Origin of the sequence: Hymenobacter sp. CRA2 (assembly GCF_002007105.1) — a bacterium.
Taxonomy (GTDB): domain Bacteria; phylum Bacteroidota; class Bacteroidia; order Cytophagales; family Hymenobacteraceae; genus Solirubrum.
This window is the reverse complement of record NZ_MVBC01000001.1, coordinates 681,006-697,311: the sequence shown is the minus strand read 5'-3', so window position 1 is coordinate 697,311 and position 16,306 is coordinate 681,006. Positions and strand designations below refer to the sequence as shown.

Below are 16,306 nucleotides of genomic sequence, written 5' to 3'. Positions count from 1 at the left end.
CGGAAAAGCCTGAGTTGGGCTGCAAAGGTACTGTAGCTATACGGTTAAAGTGGGCGAACGGTGCCGTTTTCTACCCGAAACCGGGCCACCTGTTCCGATAGCCCCGCCAACGCTTGGTCAGTACGTTCCAGGTGGGTATCGGTCAGAAAAACCTGGCCGAAGGTGTGGTTGGCCACCAGCTGCAGAAGCCGCTTGATACGACGCTCGTCTAGGCGGTCAAAGATGTCATCTAGTAGCAGCAGAGGCTTGTGCTTTTTACTGTTCGATAGAATCTCAAATTGCGCCAGCTTAAGCGCAATTGCGTACGATTTTTGCTGCCCCTGCGAGCCGAAAGCCTTAACTGCCAGCCCATCGTTCATGAGGAAGACGAAGTCATCCTTATGCGGCCCAACAGTAGTCCGTTGCAGCGCGATATCCTTTCGCTCCTGCAAGCGCAGTAGTTCCGCAAAGTCCTGCTCAATCAGTTGAGTCTTGTATTCCAGGGTCACCGATTCCCGACTGTCAGCTAGCTCCAGGTAGTGGCGCTGAAAGATGGGGATGAACTCTTCCAGGAAACGCTGCCGTAGCTGCACGAGCTGGGAACCTGCCGCTACCAATTGCTCGTTCAGAATCTGCAGGTAGTCGCGGTCAAAAGTATGCCGTTCGGCGAACTGCTTGAGCAGCGCATTACGTTGCTTGAGCGAGAAGCTGTACTGGATGAGTAGCTCTAGGTAAGAATGGTCGAGCTGGGAAATGAGGCTGTCGAAGTAGCGCCGGCGTTCCTCGCTGCCCTGCCGGATGAGGTCGGTGTCGTAGGGGGAAATCAGCACCACTGGGTAACGCCCGATGTGGTCGGAGATACGCTCGTAAGGTTGCTTGTTGTGCGTGATGAGCTTCTTCTGGCCTACCCGCAGGCTGCACTGAATGGTGTCGGGGGTGGGGGAGTCGGGCAGTGAAAAGAGGCCCTTGGCCACAAAAAAATCGGCGCCTTGCTTGATGCACTGGGCATCGGTAGCCGCGAAGGCGCTCTTGGTCATCGACAGGTAATGGATAGCGTCCAGCAAGTTGGTCTTGCCGCTGCCATTCTCTCCGATAAAGCAATTGATGTGAGGCGAAAGAGCCAAGTTGGCTTCATCGTAATTCTTGAAAAAGAGCAGGTGCAGCGAGTCAAGCGTCATGCAAGGCGTAGGTTTCGGAGTTGCAATGCTTTTACGTACTTTCGCATTCCAAAACCCGAACTAGAACAGCAACTAATGGCGGATACGAAGGTAAAGGCTGCCTCGAAGGCATCCAATTCGACCAGCAAGGCGAAGTCCAAGGCCCAGCAGTCGGCACAGGAGCCGCTGGTACCCACCCCGCCGCAGCCCGACTCTGAGCTGCAGCCGACGCCCCAAGGCGCGGCCGCTGCTAAAAGCCCGGCCGCGCAAAACCAGGCATTCGACAAGGATACGTACATGCGCTGGTACGAGAGCATGATGCTGATGCGCCGCTTCGAAGAGAAGGCGGGTCAGCTCTACGGCCAGCAGAAGATCCGCGGTTTCTGCCACCTTTACATCGGGCAGGAAGCGTGCGTAGCCGGTGCCGTCTCGGCGCTGCGCAAAGGTGATAAGTACATCACGGCTTACCGCGACCACGCCCACCCGCTGGCACTCGGCACTTCGCCCAACGCCCTTATGGCCGAGCTCTTCGCCAAAGAAACGGGCTGCTCCAAGGGCAAAGGCGGCTCCATGCACATGTTCGACAAGAGCGTGGGCTTCATGGGCGGCCACGGCATCGTGGGCGGTCAGGTACCGCTGGGTGCCGGCATTGCCTTTGCCGAGAAGTACAACAAGACTGGCAACCTCTGCATCTGCTACATGGGCGACGGGGCCGTGCGCCAAGGTGCCCTGCACGAAGCCTTCAACATGGCTATGCTGTGGAAGCTGCCTGTCATCTTCGTAGTGGAGAACAACGGCTACGCCATGGGTACCTCTGTGCAGCGTACGTCGAACGTGACGGACCTCTATACCCTCGGCGAGGCTTACGATATGCCCTCCGAGCCGGTAGACGCCATGCAGGTGGAGGAAGTGCACCAAGCCGTGGCCCGTGCCGCCGAGCGTGCCCGCGCCGGTGAAGGCCCGACCTTCCTCGAGTTTAAGACCTACCGCTACAAAGGCCACTCCATGTCGGACCCGGCCAAGTACCGCACCAAGGAAGAAGTAGAAGGCTACCGCCAGCGCGATACCATCGAGAACGTGCGGGCCGTGATTCTGGAGCGCCAGTTCGCTACGGAGCAGGAGTTGGAGGCCATTGATGAGCGCATCAAGGCACAGGTAGCCGAGTCGGTGGAATTTGCGGAGAACTCGCCGTTCCCGCCCGCCGAGGAGCTGTTCCAGGACGTGTACGTGCAGGCGGACTACCCCTACATCCGCGAGTAACCCCAACGCTTAAGCTAAAGCCGGACGGCCGGCCTTGTACGGCCGTCCCTTTTCTTCTCTCATGTCGAAGATTCCATTTACGCGCAACTCGCCGCAGGCGCGCCAGAACCAGACGCCCCAGCAGCCAGTAGAGGGTCAGCCGGACCCGAATGCGCCCGCCGTGCACCCACTGTTGGAAGACCCCAACGCTCTGGCTACGCGGCTGGAGGATTCTGAGCTGTTCGTCCGTCGCAACAAGAGCATCGTCTTCGGACTGTTGGCTGCACTCGTGCTGCTAGTGGTCGGGGGCTTCGGCTACTACACTTGGCGCAAGTCGCAAGACGACAAGGCGCAGGCAGCCATGTTCCAGGCCGTGAACTACTGGGAAGCCGATTCCCTGAAGAAGGCCCTGAAAGGCGACGGTCAGTACGACGGTATGGAGAACGTTGCCAGCGAGTACAGCGGTACCAAGGCTGGTAACCTGGCTAACTTCTACGCTGGTGCTGCCGCCCTGAAAGAGGGAAAGTACGATCAGGCCATCGACTACCTCGAAGACTTTACCTCCGACGACCTGTTGCTGCAAGCTCGGGCCTATGCCCTGATCGGCGACGCCAACATGGAGCTGAAGAAGTATAAGGAAGCAGCCGACTACTACCAGAAGGCTGCCGACTACAAAGCCAACGAGTACTTCACGCCTGGCTACCTCATGAAGCTGGCCTTGGCCCGCGAGATGCAGAAGGACCTGACGGGTGCTGCCGAAGCGTATGCCAAAATCATCAGTGACTACCCGACGGCTGCCGAGCTGAACGACGCCAAAATCTACCAAGCCCGCAACAAGGCCATGGCTGGTAAGTAAGCTAAGCGCCACACCAGGCTTTTAATCAGCGCTGCTTCCCTAACAAGGGAGCGGCGCTGCTGTTTATAGGCCCGGCTGCATCTGTGCGAAGAAGCTGATATTTGCGGCTTGAACTTTTACCCCGCCTAATTCCCCATGGCCTCATCCCTGAAAAACCTCAGCTCGTATACCTCCGATCAATTTCCCGATATCAGCGACAAACGCTTCGGGCTGGTGGTAGCCGAGTGGAACCGCACCATCACCGATACCCTGTGCCAGGGCGCCTACGAAACGCTGCTGAAGCATGGTGCCAAAGAGGAGAACATCTACCGCAATACGGTACCCGGTAGCTTTGAGCTTGGGCTTGGCGCGCAGCTGCTGGCCCAGCATGAGGAAATCGACGCCGTGATTTGCCTTGGCGTAATCATCAAAGGCGAAACCCGCCACGACGAATTTATTGCTCATGCCGTAGCGCAGGGGCTGATGAATGTTGGGCTGAAGTTCAACAAGCCCGTTATCTTCGGGGTACTGACCACCGAGGATGAAGCGCAGGCCTGGGACCGGGCCGGCGGCAAGCACGGCAACAAAGGCGTGGAAGCTGCGGTAACGGCCATCCATATGCTGGGTTTCTGAACCTTACATGAACAAACGTGGTTAGAGTGCCATCAAAAGCGTAGCTTTGCGGCCGGAAAACCGGGCTGTCTGAGTACTTAGGATATCCATAAGGCGTTGAAGCACTGTAGATTACAGCACTCATCGGAGCTGGCTACTTTGTCTCTGTACTTGCCAACGGCTATTCAGGTGCTAAGCATACTTGGTAAGCCACTTATCTTCAACTGATTACATCTTTTTCCTGCCCCCACCATGAGTGAAGAAAACCTGCGCTACTCCCGGGAAGAGCTGGCTGAATTTGAAGCCATCATTCAGGAAAAGCTGGCCGCTGCCCGGAAAGAAGTAGCTTTTATCAAAGAAACCCTCAGCCGCCGCAACGACTCGGGTACCGACACGACGGCTTCGCCCTCGAAGGTGCTGGAGGACGGCGCTGACACCGCCGAGAAGGAAAGCCTGAACCAACTGGCCTCGCGCCAGATGAAGTTCATCCAGCAACTGGAAAATGCGCTCATCCGCATTAAGAACGGGACCTACGGCGTGTGCATTGGCACGGGCAAACTGATTCCGAAGGAGCGCCTGCGCGCCGTACCGCACACGCAGCATTCCATCGAAGCTAAGATGGCCCGCCGCGACTAATCGCGCCGCGTCGCCGCAGCCAACCGCCCGGACTCGCGCGGTCGGTGCACCTGCCTTAAGGTAGGGCGCCGCTCGCGCGAGTCCGGGCGCTGTTTTCAGGGCGCCTGGTGCGCACCAAAATCATTCCGACAGCGTTTGCCATCGGACCGCATACCGAATTACTCCACTTGCCCGGCAGCGATGCCGTGCGTCTGAACAATACCCATGGGTAAGCAGCATTCTTCTGGCCCCGGCAACCGCCGGCCTGGCCGCCCCGACTCGGCCCCGCAACGCGGCGGCAAACCTTTCACGCCTCGTGGGGGCGATGACCGCCGCCCGAGCGGCAACCGCCGCGAAGGCGGGGAGTTCCCGTCGCGGCCGCCGTTTGGCCGGCCGGCTGGTGGCCCCGGCGCTGGTGGCTACAGCAACAATCGCCCGAGCTACGGCAACCGGTTTAACGACGGCGACGACCGTCGTTCCGAGCGTCCCCGTCGTTCGTTTGAGAAGCCGGAGGAGCGCGACGACGCGGCCGACTTCATGCGCGGCCGCCTGAACAAGCCCGAGTTCCGCAAATCGGAGCGCCCCGAAGGTGAGCAAGGCGCCCCGCGCCGCAGCTTTGGCTCGGACCGCGGCGAACGGCCCAGCTACGGCCGCCGCCCCGAAGGCAACGACCAAGAGCGCCCGCGCCGCAGCTTTAGCAATGACCGGGGAGGGGAGCGTGGAGGCTTCGGCGGTGGCAGCCGCCCGAATTTTGGCGGCCCGAAAGGAGGCCAGTTCGGCGAAAACCGTTTTGAGCGCGGCGAACGGCCCGCCCGCCGCTTCGACGATAACCGGGAGGAGCGCCCGCGCCGTAGCTTCCGGCCCTCCGAGGGCAACGAGGGCGAAGCCCGCCCCGAGCGTGGCTTTGGGCGTGATGCCAGCGGTGAGCAGCGCCCGCCCCGCGGCCAGCGCACCAGCTTTTCCGACGAGACGCGCGCCAAGCGCCGCTTCGAAGGCGACGACCAGCGCGGTGAGAACCGCTTTGCCCGCCCGGCCGAAGGCGAGCGGCCGCGCTACGGGGCCAACCGCTTTGAACGTGGCAACGACCGTAGTGAACGGCCCAGCCGCGATGACCGCGGTGGTCGTCCGGAGCGCTTCGGACGCGACGAGCGGCCGGCATTCGGCCGCAAGCCCGGGCGCGACACCTTCACCAGCAAGCCCGGCCTGAAGAAAGGTTCGCGCGATACGCGCTTCGGCCAGAACCAGGAGCAGAGCGAAGCCCCGGCCTACAACAACCTGCGCTACTACGAAGAGGACAAGACCCGCGGCAACAAGCGTCGCCGGGAGGAAACGGAAAACGACGGCACGATCCGCCTGAACCGCTACATCGCCAACGCGGGCGTTTGCTCGCGCCGCGAGGCAGATGCGCTGATCGAGTCCGGCGAAATCCGGGTGAATGGCGAAGTAGTGACGGAGCTGGGCTACAAAGTGCAGCCCTCCGACACGGTGCACTACGGCAAGACGAACCTGAAGCGTGAGAAGCAGGTGTACGTGCTGCTGAACAAGCCCAAGGACTTCCTCACCACCACCGATGACCCGGAAGGCCGCAAGACCGTGATGGACCTCGTGGCCAACGCCTCGAAGGAGCGCATCTTCCCCGTAGGGCGCCTCGACCGCAACACCACCGGCCTGCTGCTCTTCACCAACGACGGCGAGGTAGCGCAGAAACTCAGCCACCCCTCGCACCGCAACAAAAAGGTGTACCAGGTGGAGCTGGACAAGCCGCTGACCGAAGAGCACCTCGGGCAGATTGCGGCCGGGTTGGAGCTGGAAGACGGCAAAGCTGAAGTGGACGACGTGGCTGTAGTGGCCGACAACCCGCGCTTCGTGGGTGTGGAAATTCACATCGGTCGCAACCGCATCGTGCGCCGTATCTTCGAGCACCTGGGCTACGAGGTGAAGACGCTGGACCGCGTGCAGTACGCTGGCCTGACGAAGAAAGACCTGCCCCGCGGCAACTGGCGCTACCTAACCGAAAAGGAGGTTATCCGCCTGAAATATTTCATGTAAGCACGCAACCCCCGCGGCCTGGCCCGGGCTCTATACCAACGGCGGCCCAGCCTCTTCAGCGGGCCGCCGTTTTTGCACCCCATGACCTCTCTGGTTCTCGACATCGGCAACACGGCGGCCAAGTACGGCTGCTTCCAGGGTGCGGCACTGACCGAAGCCGGAAGCATAGCTACGCCCGCCGAACTGCTGGCCGTAGCCAAGCGCGTGGGGGCGGAGCGGGCCGTGCTGGCTTCGGTAGCGGCTCCGGCCGAACAATGGGCGCAGGAGCTAATGGACGCCGGCCTAGCGCAGGTGCTAATTTTCCGGCCGGGCCAGACGGCGGTGCCCCTGGCCAACACCTATGCCACGCCCCTGACCCTGGGTGCCGACCGACTGGCTGCCGCCGTAGGGGCTGCTTACCTGCTGCCCGGGCGGCCGCTGCTGGTGGTGGATGCCGGCACCTGCATCAAGTGCGACCTGGTGACGGCCGATACCACCTACCAAGGCGGCAGCATTGCGCCGGGGCTGCGTATGCGCCTGCAGGCCATGCATGCTTTCACGGGCCGCCTGCCGGAGTTGCCGCTGCCCACCGCAGCGCAGGCCAGCGAGCTAGCCTTGTGCGGCACCGACACCCGAACGGCCATGCTCAGCGGGGCGCTCAACGGCGCCGTGGCCGAGGTCAACGGCATGATTGCCAGTTACCGCGCGCAGCATCCCGGCCTGGCCGTGGTGCTGACGGGCGGCGACGCGGCGTTTTTTGAATCGCGGCTCAAAGGCCGCATCTTTGCAGTTTCCGAGCTCGTTCTGCTCGGCCTTCACCGAATATTGGTGCTTAATGTCGGCTAACAAACTGACCGCCTTGGCTCTACTGAGCTTTCTGGCAGCTTCTTCCGCTGCTTCGGCGCAGGGATTGGGCAACTCGCCTTACTCCCGCCTGGGCCTGGGTGACTTTTCTCCCAACACCGGCGGCGTCCGCCAGCAGGGGATGGGAGGCGTGGGCCTCGCGGCGCCCAACGCCGTGCAGGTCAACGACCTGAACCCCGCCCTGATCTACTACATCAACCGCACGACCTACGAAGTAGCGGGGACAGGCCAGGTCAAGACGCTGAGCAATGGCTCGACCTCGCAGCGCACGGGCAGTGGCTCGTTGGGCTACCTGTCGTTTGCCGTGCCCATTTCCCGCCGCTGGGCCGTGGCCGCTTCGTTGCGGCCGCTGACGACGGTGGACTACAAGTCCACGCAGACCGGTTCGGTAGCGGGCGACCCTACGGCCGTGGTGTACAACCAGTTTAGCGGTTCGGGCGGCCTGACGGAAGTAGCCCTGTCGCAGGGCGTGCGGCTGTTCAAAGGAATGACCGTGGGCCTGACCTCGTCGTACGTGTTCGGGGCCATCGACCGCTCTACCACGGCGCTGCTGGTGCCGGCGCAGCTGCAAGCCACCGAATCGTTGCGGCAGGCTGCTACCACCGACCACGTGCAGTATAACGACTTCCTGTTTCGGGTAGCCGGTCATTACCGCCACTCGCTGGGCAAGAAGCTGAACGCCAATGTGGCTGGGGTATATTCCTTCGAAACCAAGCTCGACGGTACCCGCAGCCAGCAGCAGGACGAGCAGGACGCCAACGGGGTATCGGTACTGGCTACGGGCCCGGTAGAACTGGCCACGGTATCGGGCACTACCACGCTGCCGAGCAGCTGGCAGGCTGGTTTCAGCCTCGACAACAACAAGAACTGGAGCCTGAACGCCGACGTGTCCGCGCAGCAGTGGTCGAAGTTTCGCGACTTCGGCACCACCGGTACCACCGCCGTGCCGCTGTACAACACGTGGCGCGTGGGCGTGGGCGGCGAAATAGCGCCCGATCCGAGCGCGGTGGATGGCTACTTCAAGCGCGTAGCCTACCGCGCCGGTGTGGGCTTGGCCACACTGCCCTACCGCCCCGGCGGGCAAACGCTCTATGACCGGTCGGTGAGCTGGGGCTTCAGCTTCCCGTTCCCGACAGCCAGTCCGCTGGATGCCACCACGCTGAACCTGGGCTTTACCTACGGGCAGCGCGGCAACACCGACAAGGTCACGTTCGGTGGTGTGGATCAAACCAACATCAAGGAATCGTATCTGAAGCTGAACATAGGCGTGTCGTTGAACAACCGTTGGTTCCTCAAGCGCCGCATTGAATAGCGTCACCGTGAAAGGCTCGATGGGTTTGCGTACCGCGGCAGGGGCCGCACTGCTGAGCGCCGCACTGCTGAGCGGTTGCAAGGACAAAGCCGAGGAAGCACCGACGAAAAAAGTCGAGTACAAGGGCCCCACGCTGGAAACGACCAACGTGATGACCCTGTACAGCGACTCGGCCCGCCTGCAGGTACGCCTGAAAGCCAAGCTGGAGCAGGACTTCGAAAACGGCGACCTGCTGTTTCCCAAGGGCATTGAAATGACGTTCTACTCCAAGGACGGCACGACGGTGGTCAACACCCTGCGCGGCAACTACGGCAAGTACACGCGCGCCGATAGCCGCTACCTGGTGCGCGGCGACGTGCGCGTGCGCAACGAGGAAAAACAACAGGGCATGCGCACGGAAGAGCTGTACTACGACCGGCCGCACGCCCGCATTTACACCGACAAGTTTGTGCGCGTGGAAACGCCCACGGAGGTGCTGACGGGCGAAGGGCTGGAAGCCAACGAGGACTTCTCGCGCTACAAAATCCTGAAGCCCCAGGGTGTCTTTACCGTCGAGCAACCCGCGCAATAATTTCCGATGAAGTTTCCGGCTTTCGACCGTGATTTGGCCCGCACGGTACTCTTCTCCGTAGCCGTGGTGCTGATGGTAATTGGAATTTACCAGAGCATCGTGTGGAACAGCGTTCTGCGCAACTACGAGCTGTTTATGCTGGCCTGCATCTGCCTGCTGCTGTACCGCCTGCTGAAGCTACCCGAGAAGGCCGCGCCCGCCGCGCCGGCCAAAACTCCGCCCGCCAACAAACCCCAGAACAAGTCCAAGAAGCGCCGCTAGCCGCGGCGCTTTTGTCAGTTGGGCCAAAATGGGTTATTTTGCGAGACTTACTGCGTTTTCTTTGCTGCTTACTTTCAACTAAATGGCTTTAATCAACACCATCCGCGAAAAATCAGGCTGGGCCGTTGGCACGGTAGCCGTCGGGATGTTGCTCTTCATCGTGGGCGGTGACCTGATCGGGGGGAATAACCGCCTGTTCAACCGCCAGGATAACTCCGTGGGCGAAGTCAACGGCGACGATATCAGCGTCGATGAATTCAACGATGCGGTGGAGCAGGCCAAGGAAGGCTTTGCAGCGCAGAACGGCCGCCAGCCCAGCGAGCAGGAGCTGCAGGGCATCCGCGACCAGGCCTGGAACCAAATCGTGTTCAAGCGCGCCTTCCAGCCGCAGTTCGACAAGCTGGGCCTGAAGGTGACCGACGAGGAGCTGACCGACATGGTGCAGGGCCGGAACATTCACCCCACCATCAAGCAGGCCTTCACCGACCCGCAGACCGGCCAGTTCGACCGCGCCAAGGTTATCGAATACCTGCGCAACCTCGACAAGATGCCCCCCCAGCAGCAGGCTGCCTGGTACAACTTCGAGCAGAACCTGCCCCAGGACCGCCTCGGCAACAAGTACTACGCCCTGCTCAAGAACTCCGAGTACGTGACCACCGCCGAGGCCCAGCGCTTTGACGTGGCGCAGCAGGCCAAGGCGAACCTGCGTTACCTGTTCGTGCCCTACTTCAGCATCTCCGATTCGGCCGTGAAAGTGTCGGACGCGCAGCTGCAGGAGTACATCCAGCGCAACCAAGCCCGCTATAAGGTGCAGGACGGCCGTGACCTGGAGTACGTGGTGGTGCCCGTAACTCCTTCGAAGGAGGACTCGGCCGCCGTGCGCCAGACCGTGGATCAGCTGGCCCAGCAGTTCCGCTCGGCTCCGAACGACTCGCTGTTCGTGCGCCTGAACTCGGACCAGCCCTACAACGGCCAGTACCTGACTCCCGCCGACCTGCCCGAAAAGCTGCGCCAGCAGGCGCCGTTGCAGGTAGGGCAGGTGTACGGCCCGTACGCCGAAAACGGCACCTTCTCGCTCTTCAAGGTGACGGGTGCCAAAGCTGGTACGGCCCAGGCGGCTCGCGCCAGTCACATTCTGATCAAGCCCGAAGGCGCCACGCCGGAGGCCGATGCCGCCGCCAAAGCCAAGGCTCAGGACATCCTGAACAAAATCAAAGGCGGGGCTGACTTCGCTGCCATGGCCAAGCAGTACGGCACCGACGGCACCGCCCCGCAGGGCGGCGACCTGGGCTGGTTCACCAGCGGCCGTATGGTACCCGAGTTCGAGAAGGCCGTGTTCGGTGCCTCGGCGGCCGGCCTGCTGCCCACGCTGACCAAGACTTCCTTCGGCTACCACATCATCAAGGTGACGGCGCCGAAGACCAGCCAGACCTACCAGGTAGCGGCCGTGACGAAGAACATCACGCCTTCGGACGCCACCAACGAAGCTGCGTACCAGCGCGCTCAGGAGCTGAAAGGCAAAGCCACCGACCTGGAATCGTTCCGCAAGGCCGTGGCCGCCGACAAGTCGCTGCAGAAGCAGGAAGCCAAGGGCGTGGGTACTTCCGACGCGAGCCTGGGCAACGTGCCCAACGCCCGCGAAGCCGTGCGCTGGGCTTTCAACAAGGAAACCAACGTGGGCGACGTGTCGGAGGTGTTCAACATCAACGACCAGTACGTGGTGGCCGTGGTGACCGGCACGCGTAAGGAAGGCGTGGCCGACGTAGCCGCTGTAAAGCCGGAAGTATCGGCCGTGGTGCGCAACGAGGAAAAGGCCAAGCAGATCATGGCCAAGCTGAAAGGTTCGACGCTGGAGCAGATGGCCGCCGCCTACGGCGCCAATGCCCAGGTGCGCACCGCCAACGACGTGGTGCTCAGTCAGGGTGCTATTCCGGGCCTCGGCAACGAGCCGGTGGCCGTGGGTACGGCTTTCGGCCTGAAGAACGGCCAGCGCTCCGCCCCGATTCAGGGCGAACAGGGCGTACTAGTGGTGGAGCTGGTAAGCAAGACCGAGCCGACCGCTCCCTCGCAGGACCTGAAGAACGTGCGCGCCCAGCTGCAGAACATGCGCGGGTCCCGTTCGTCGGGCGCCATTTACGAGGCCGTGCGCAAGCAGGCTGACGTGAAGGACGAGCGTGTGAAGTTCTTCTAAGCTGCCGCATTACCGCAAGAGCCAAAGGGCCGTATCTTTCACCGGATACGGCCCTTTGCTTTTGGCGCAACGCCGGCAGCGGGTTACAGTCCTTGGCTGAGCACCACCGTTGCTGCCGGCGTGAATGAAACGCCGCCCGGCGGTGTTCTGCCCCTACACTTGCCTACGTCTGCCCGACGCTTACCCCGATAGCCGCATGAACCTGTTGCCTGAGTTGTGGAAGAAGAGCCGAATTAGCCTCCTGGGGCTGCTGCTAGCGGCGGGCCCGGCACTGGGGCAGGAGGGTGGCCCGGTGAGCGTAGCGCGCGAGTACGCCCGCAAGGGCGAGTGGCTGAAAGCCGAGGCCATTTACGACGATTTGCCCTCCGACGTGCAGTTGGCCGCTAATGTGCTGCCCGACTACCTGCGCACGCTGGTGCAGCTGAAGAAGTACAAGGACGCCGAAAAGCTGGCCCGCAAGGCTGTGAAGCGCAACCCCACCGAGCCCACGTTCGGCGTGGCCCTAGGTGGCGTGTATACATCGGCTGGCGACACCACGGCGGCGCGCAAGCAGTACGAGAAGGTGGTAACGGCCCTGACGGCGGAGCAGGTGCAGCCCGCGGCTCAGGAATTTCAGCAGCGCGAACTGCCGCGCTGGGCCGAGCGCGCCTACCTGCGCGGCCGTACGCTGGCCAAGAACGACTCGGAGTACAGCCCCCAGCTGATCCAGCTCTATACCCGCACCGGGCAGAAGGAAGCTCTGCTGGGCGAAACGCTGCGCCTGGCTGGCCAAGACGCGCAGCAATTGCCCTTCGTGCGCAACATGCTGCAGAACAGCCTGCAGACCGATGCCGACTTCGATACGCTCGAGAAGCTACTGCTGACGCGCGCCCAGCAGCAGCCCGAGCAGGCCGCCTGGAGCGAACTGCTGCTGTGGCTGTACCTGCAGCGCCGGGACTTTGCCGGGGCCTTGGTGCAGGCCCGCGCCCTCGACCGGCGCCAGCGCACCGAGGGCAGCCGCGTCATGGACCTGGCCGCCATTGCGCAGCGCAATCAGGACTACGAAACGGCCATCGAAGGCTACGAGTACATTGCCCGTGAGTACCGCGGCGGGCAGTACTACCAGCAAGCCCGGCAACGGCTGATTGCGGCCCGTGAGGAGCAGGTGCGCAATACTTTCCCCGTGGACCAGACTAAGCTGCGTGCCCTGCTGGGCGAGTACCAGCAGCTGCTGACGGAAATGGGCCGCACGGCCCAGACGGCCGACGTGCTGCGTAATATGGCTTTGCTCTATGCCTTTCAGCTCGACGAGAAGGACAAGGGCATGAAGTTGCTGCAGGAAGTCATCGAGTTGCCTCGCGCCGAGCCCCAGCTCGTCAACGAGGCCAAGATTGCGCTGGGCGACATTTACTTGCTGCGCGCCGAGCCCTGGGAGGCTACCTTGCTGTATTCGCAGGTGGAAAAGGCTAGCAAGGATACGCCGCTGGGCTACGAGGCCAAGCTGCGCAACGCCCGCCTGAGCTACTTCGCCGGCGACTTCAAGCTGGCCCAGTCGCACCTGGATATTCTCAAGCTGGCCACCAGCCGCGAAATTGCCAACGACGCCATGCAGCTCAGCCTGCTCATCGGCGACAACACGGCCATGGACACGGCCGGCGTGGCCCTGAAGGACTACGCCGCGGCCGAGCTACTGGTGTTTCAGAACAAGCTGCCGCAGGCCATGCAGGCGCTAGACCAGCTGCTCACCAAGTACCCTGGCCACGCCCTCACCGACGAAACTTGGTTCCTGAAGGGCCAGTTGCAGCGCCGCACCGGCGACTACGCCGGCGCCGTGCAGACGCTGGCGCGCATCACCGAAAACCCGAAGTACGATATCCTCTCCGATGACGCGCTGTTCCTGACGGCCGAAATCGAGGAGCAGAACCGCAAAGACAAGGTGAAGGCCCAGGAGCTCTACACCCGCCTGCTCACCAAGTACTCGGGCAGCATTTACGCGGCGGAGGCCCGCAAGCGGGTGCGCCGGCTGCGCGGCGAAGCCATCTAAGCCGGGCCGTTAGCTGAAGAAGATGAACATCAGCGCCAGCGCCACGATAAACACCAGGTACATCAGCCCGTCGGAGAGGATGTACTGCCGGTAGCGGCGGTAAAAGTCGCGGAGGCGCTGCATGGGCGAAGGGCGTGGTGCGCCGGTAAAGTTACGGCCTTTGGCCTGCGGGCAGGCCGGCAAGGGGTGGAATCACGCGGTTTTCTTCTTACTTTTGAAGATACTGCCCGCCCCACCATGCTGAAACGTTGGATTCGCAAGCCCGCGCCTGACCCCGCCCAGGTCCGGCACCTCTCGGAAGCCCTGCGCGTCAACGAAGCCATTATCAGCCTGCTGTGCCAGCGCGGTATCTGCACCTTCGACGCGGCCAAATCCTACTTCCGTCCCGACCTGACGGAGCTGCCCGACCCCATGCTCATGCGCGACATGGACAAGGCCGTGCAGCGCCTCACCAACGCCCTTTTTCACGAGGAAAAAGTGCTGGTGTACGGCGACTACGACGTGGACGGCACCACCTCCGTGGCGCTGGTGTACTCCTACCTGCGCACGCTCTTCGGCCCGGCCCGCATCGATTATTACATCCCGGACCGCTACGTGGAAGGTTACGGCATTTCCACGCAGGGCATCGACTGGGCGGCCAAAAACGGCTTCAAGCTCATCGTGGCGCTGGACTGCGGCGTGAAGTCCGTGGACAAAATCACCTACGCCGTGGAGCAGGGCGTGGACTTCATCGTGTGTGACCACCACTTGCCCGGTGACGAGCTGCCGCCGGCCGTGGCTGTGCTCGACCCCAAGCGCCCCGACTGCCCGTACCCCTACAAGGAGCTGTCGGGCTGCGGCGTGGGCTTCAAGCTGATGCAGGCACTGTGCCAGAGCCAGGGCTTTGATGAGGAGCCGCTGCTGGAGCTGATGGACCTGCTGGCCGTCAGCATCGCAGCGGATATCGTGCCCATCACCGGCGAAAACCGCCTGCTGATGTACCACGGCCTGAAGCGCCTGAACGACCCAGCCATTGAGACGCGGCCGGGCCTGTACGCGCTGCGGCAGCTGGCTGGCCTGCGCGAGGGGCCGCTGACGGTGAGCAGCCTGGTGTTCGGCTTCGCGCCGCGCATTAACGCCGCCGGCCGCCTCGGCGACGCCAAACGCTCGGTGGCCATGCTGCTGAGCGAAACCGCCGAGCAGGCTTTGGCCACCGCCTCGGTGGTGGATCAGACCAACACCGAGCGCCGCGGCTTCGATACGCGCATCACGGAAGAGGCGCTGCAGATGATCGAGACGGATGAGCTGCTGCGTAACTCCCGCTCCACGGTGCTCTTCAAGCAGGACTGGCACAAGGGCGTCATCGGCATCGTGGCCTCGCGCTGCCTCGATAAGTACTACCGGCCCACTGTCATTCTGACCGAATCCAACGGCAAGGCCACCGGCTCGGCCCGCTCGGTGGTGGGCTTCGACGTGCACCAGGCCATTCTGGAGTGCTCCGATCTGCTGGATCAGTTCGGCGGGCACATGTACGCTGCGGGCCTGACGCTGCCGCTGGAAAACGTGCCCGAGTTCCGCCGCCGCTTCGAAGCCGTGGTGTCCTCCCGCCTCACCGACGAGCAGATGATTCCGCCCGTCGACATTGACCTGCCACTGCGCCTGCGCGAGGTGACGTGGAGCTTCTTCAACCTGCTGCGGCAGATGGAGCCCTTCGGCCCGGGCAACAGCAGCCCCGTGTTCGTGTCGGAGCAGGTGTACGCGGTGCCGGGCTCGGCCAAAATCGTGGGCAACTCCCACCTCAAGCTCACCCTCATGCAGGAGGATTCCAGCCCCATCGAGGCCATCGGCTTCGGGCTGGCCGAGCATTTTGCGCGCATTGCCAAGGGCCAGCCCTTCAGCGTGTGCTATAATGTGGACGTGAACGAGTGGCGCGGGCAAAAGTCCCTGCAATTGCGGCTGAAAGACATCGGCTGGGAAAACCAGTAATACTTTTCGGGTTGCCTTGATCCGTAGATATGGGTTGTTAACCAGCAGGTTGGCTTAAAATACAACGGGCCTACGACGTCAAAGTCGTAGGCCCGTTGTCGTAGGCCGCAGGGCAAACAGATGGCGAAGGCTGCGCTAAGTCAGGCTACCTGCGGATGGCCCGTTGCCGCCAGGCGTCGAGGCTCCAGGGGCCGGGGCCGGCTACCGACAGGTAAAGGAAGATAAAGCAGAAGAGCACGGTATGGTCGCCGCCGTTCTGCACGGGCAGCGGACCCTTGGGAAAGTGGGCCATGAAGTAGGCCACGGCCATTTCGCCGGCCAGCAGGAAGGCCACGGGGCGCGTAACCAGACCGAAGAGAATCAGCAGGCCGCCGGCAAACTCTAGGATGCCCGCAAAGCCCATCAGGGACAGCAGCTCCACGGTGCCGCCGTTGTCGCCGGGCGGAAAGTTGAACAGCTTCTGCGCGCCGTGCAGCATGAACAGAAAACCGGCGACGATGCGCAGCACGCTGAGCATCCGCGGCGCCCAGCCGGCCAGGGGAGAAGAGGTATCGGGGTAAGCCATAGCAGGAGCGAGGTTGGTTGGTGCTCCTGCTACGCGTAGTCGGTGGCAATGTTGGTCCGGCTGGCAGCAGCCACCATGCTGGCGAGGCC

General features: G+C 62.5%; 14 protein-coding genes. 12 read left to right on the top strand and 2 right to left on the bottom strand.

What is annotated here, in order from left to right; genetic code table 11:
- Nucleotides 1–44: 44 nt before the first annotated feature.
- Nucleotides 45–1,157, bottom strand: coding sequence for a DNA replication/repair protein RecF (gene recF, locus B0919_RS02820; protein ID WP_078010665.1), 1,113 nt, complete (start codon nt 1,155–1,157; stop codon nt 45–47).
- A 75-nt stretch (nt 1,158–1,232) separates the two neighbouring features.
- On the opposite strand from recF, the gene pdhA reads away from it, so the two are divergent.
- The 12 genes from pdhA to recJ all read left to right on the top strand — a co-directional run bounded on the left by pdhA (nt 1,233) and on the right by recJ (nt 15,652).
- A complete protein-coding gene (gene pdhA, locus B0919_RS02815; RefSeq protein WP_254846457.1) occupies nt 1,233–2,396 on the top strand; it encodes a pyruvate dehydrogenase (acetyl-transferring) E1 component subunit alpha in 1,164 nt (387 codons plus the stop codon).
- A gap of 61 nt (nt 2,397–2,457) precedes the next feature.
- Nucleotides 2,458–3,231, top strand: a complete 774-nt coding sequence (locus B0919_RS02810) for a tetratricopeptide repeat protein (protein WP_139361859.1) — start codon at nt 2,458–2,460, stop codon at nt 3,229–3,231.
- A 135-nt stretch (nt 3,232–3,366) separates the two neighbouring features.
- A complete protein-coding gene (gene ribH / locus B0919_RS02805) occupies nt 3,367–3,843 on the top strand; it encodes a 6,7-dimethyl-8-ribityllumazine synthase (RefSeq protein ID WP_078010664.1) in 477 nt (158 codons plus the stop codon).
- Between the two features lie 231 nt (nt 3,844–4,074).
- A complete protein-coding gene (locus B0919_RS02800) occupies nt 4,075–4,458 on the top strand; it encodes a TraR/DksA family transcriptional regulator (RefSeq protein WP_078010663.1) in 384 nt (127 codons plus the stop codon).
- A gap of 204 nt (nt 4,459–4,662) precedes the next feature.
- Complete coding sequence (locus B0919_RS02795; protein ID WP_254846456.1) at nt 4,663–6,486, top strand: pseudouridine synthase; 1,824 nt, start codon at nt 4,663–4,665, stop codon at nt 6,484–6,486.
- Between the two features lie 81 nt (nt 6,487–6,567).
- Entirely contained in the window at nt 6,568–7,311 is a 744-nt protein-coding gene (locus B0919_RS02790) for a type III pantothenate kinase (protein ID WP_078010662.1), read from the top strand.
- A gap of 13 nt (nt 7,312–7,324) precedes the next feature.
- Complete coding sequence (locus B0919_RS02785; RefSeq protein WP_139361858.1) at nt 7,325–8,641, top strand: hypothetical protein; 1,317 nt, start codon at nt 7,325–7,327, stop codon at nt 8,639–8,641.
- Nucleotides 8,634–9,212: an LPS export ABC transporter periplasmic protein LptC gene (lptC, locus tag B0919_RS02780; protein WP_254846455.1), complete on the top strand. Its 579-nt coding sequence runs from the start codon at nt 8,634–8,636 to the stop codon at nt 9,210–9,212. The genes B0919_RS02785 and lptC overlap by 8 nt, the downstream gene beginning before the upstream one ends.
- A 6-nt stretch (nt 9,213–9,218) precedes the next feature.
- The gene (locus B0919_RS02775) at nt 9,219–9,473 is read left to right on the top strand and encodes a hypothetical protein (protein WP_078010660.1); all 255 of its coding nucleotides are present in this window, start codon (nt 9,219–9,221) and stop codon (nt 9,471–9,473) included.
- An 82-nt stretch (nt 9,474–9,555) separates the two neighbouring features.
- Entirely contained in the window at nt 9,556–11,664 is a 2,109-nt protein-coding gene (locus B0919_RS02770; RefSeq protein ID WP_078010659.1) for a peptidylprolyl isomerase, read from the top strand.
- A gap of 124 nt (nt 11,665–11,788) precedes the next feature.
- Nucleotides 11,789–13,687, top strand: a complete 1,899-nt coding sequence (locus B0919_RS02765; protein ID WP_254846454.1) for a tetratricopeptide repeat protein — start codon at nt 11,789–11,791, stop codon at nt 13,685–13,687.
- A gap of 237 nt (nt 13,688–13,924) precedes the next feature.
- A complete protein-coding gene (gene recJ, locus B0919_RS02760; RefSeq protein WP_078010658.1) occupies nt 13,925–15,652 on the top strand; it encodes a single-stranded-DNA-specific exonuclease RecJ in 1,728 nt (575 codons plus the stop codon).
- A 145-nt stretch (nt 15,653–15,797) separates the two neighbouring features.
- On the opposite strand, the gene B0919_RS02755 is transcribed toward recJ, so the two are convergent.
- Nucleotides 15,798–16,217, bottom strand: coding sequence for a DoxX family protein (locus B0919_RS02755; RefSeq protein ID WP_078010657.1), 420 nt, complete (start codon nt 16,215–16,217; stop codon nt 15,798–15,800).
- Nucleotides 16,218–16,306 lie beyond the last annotated feature (89 nt).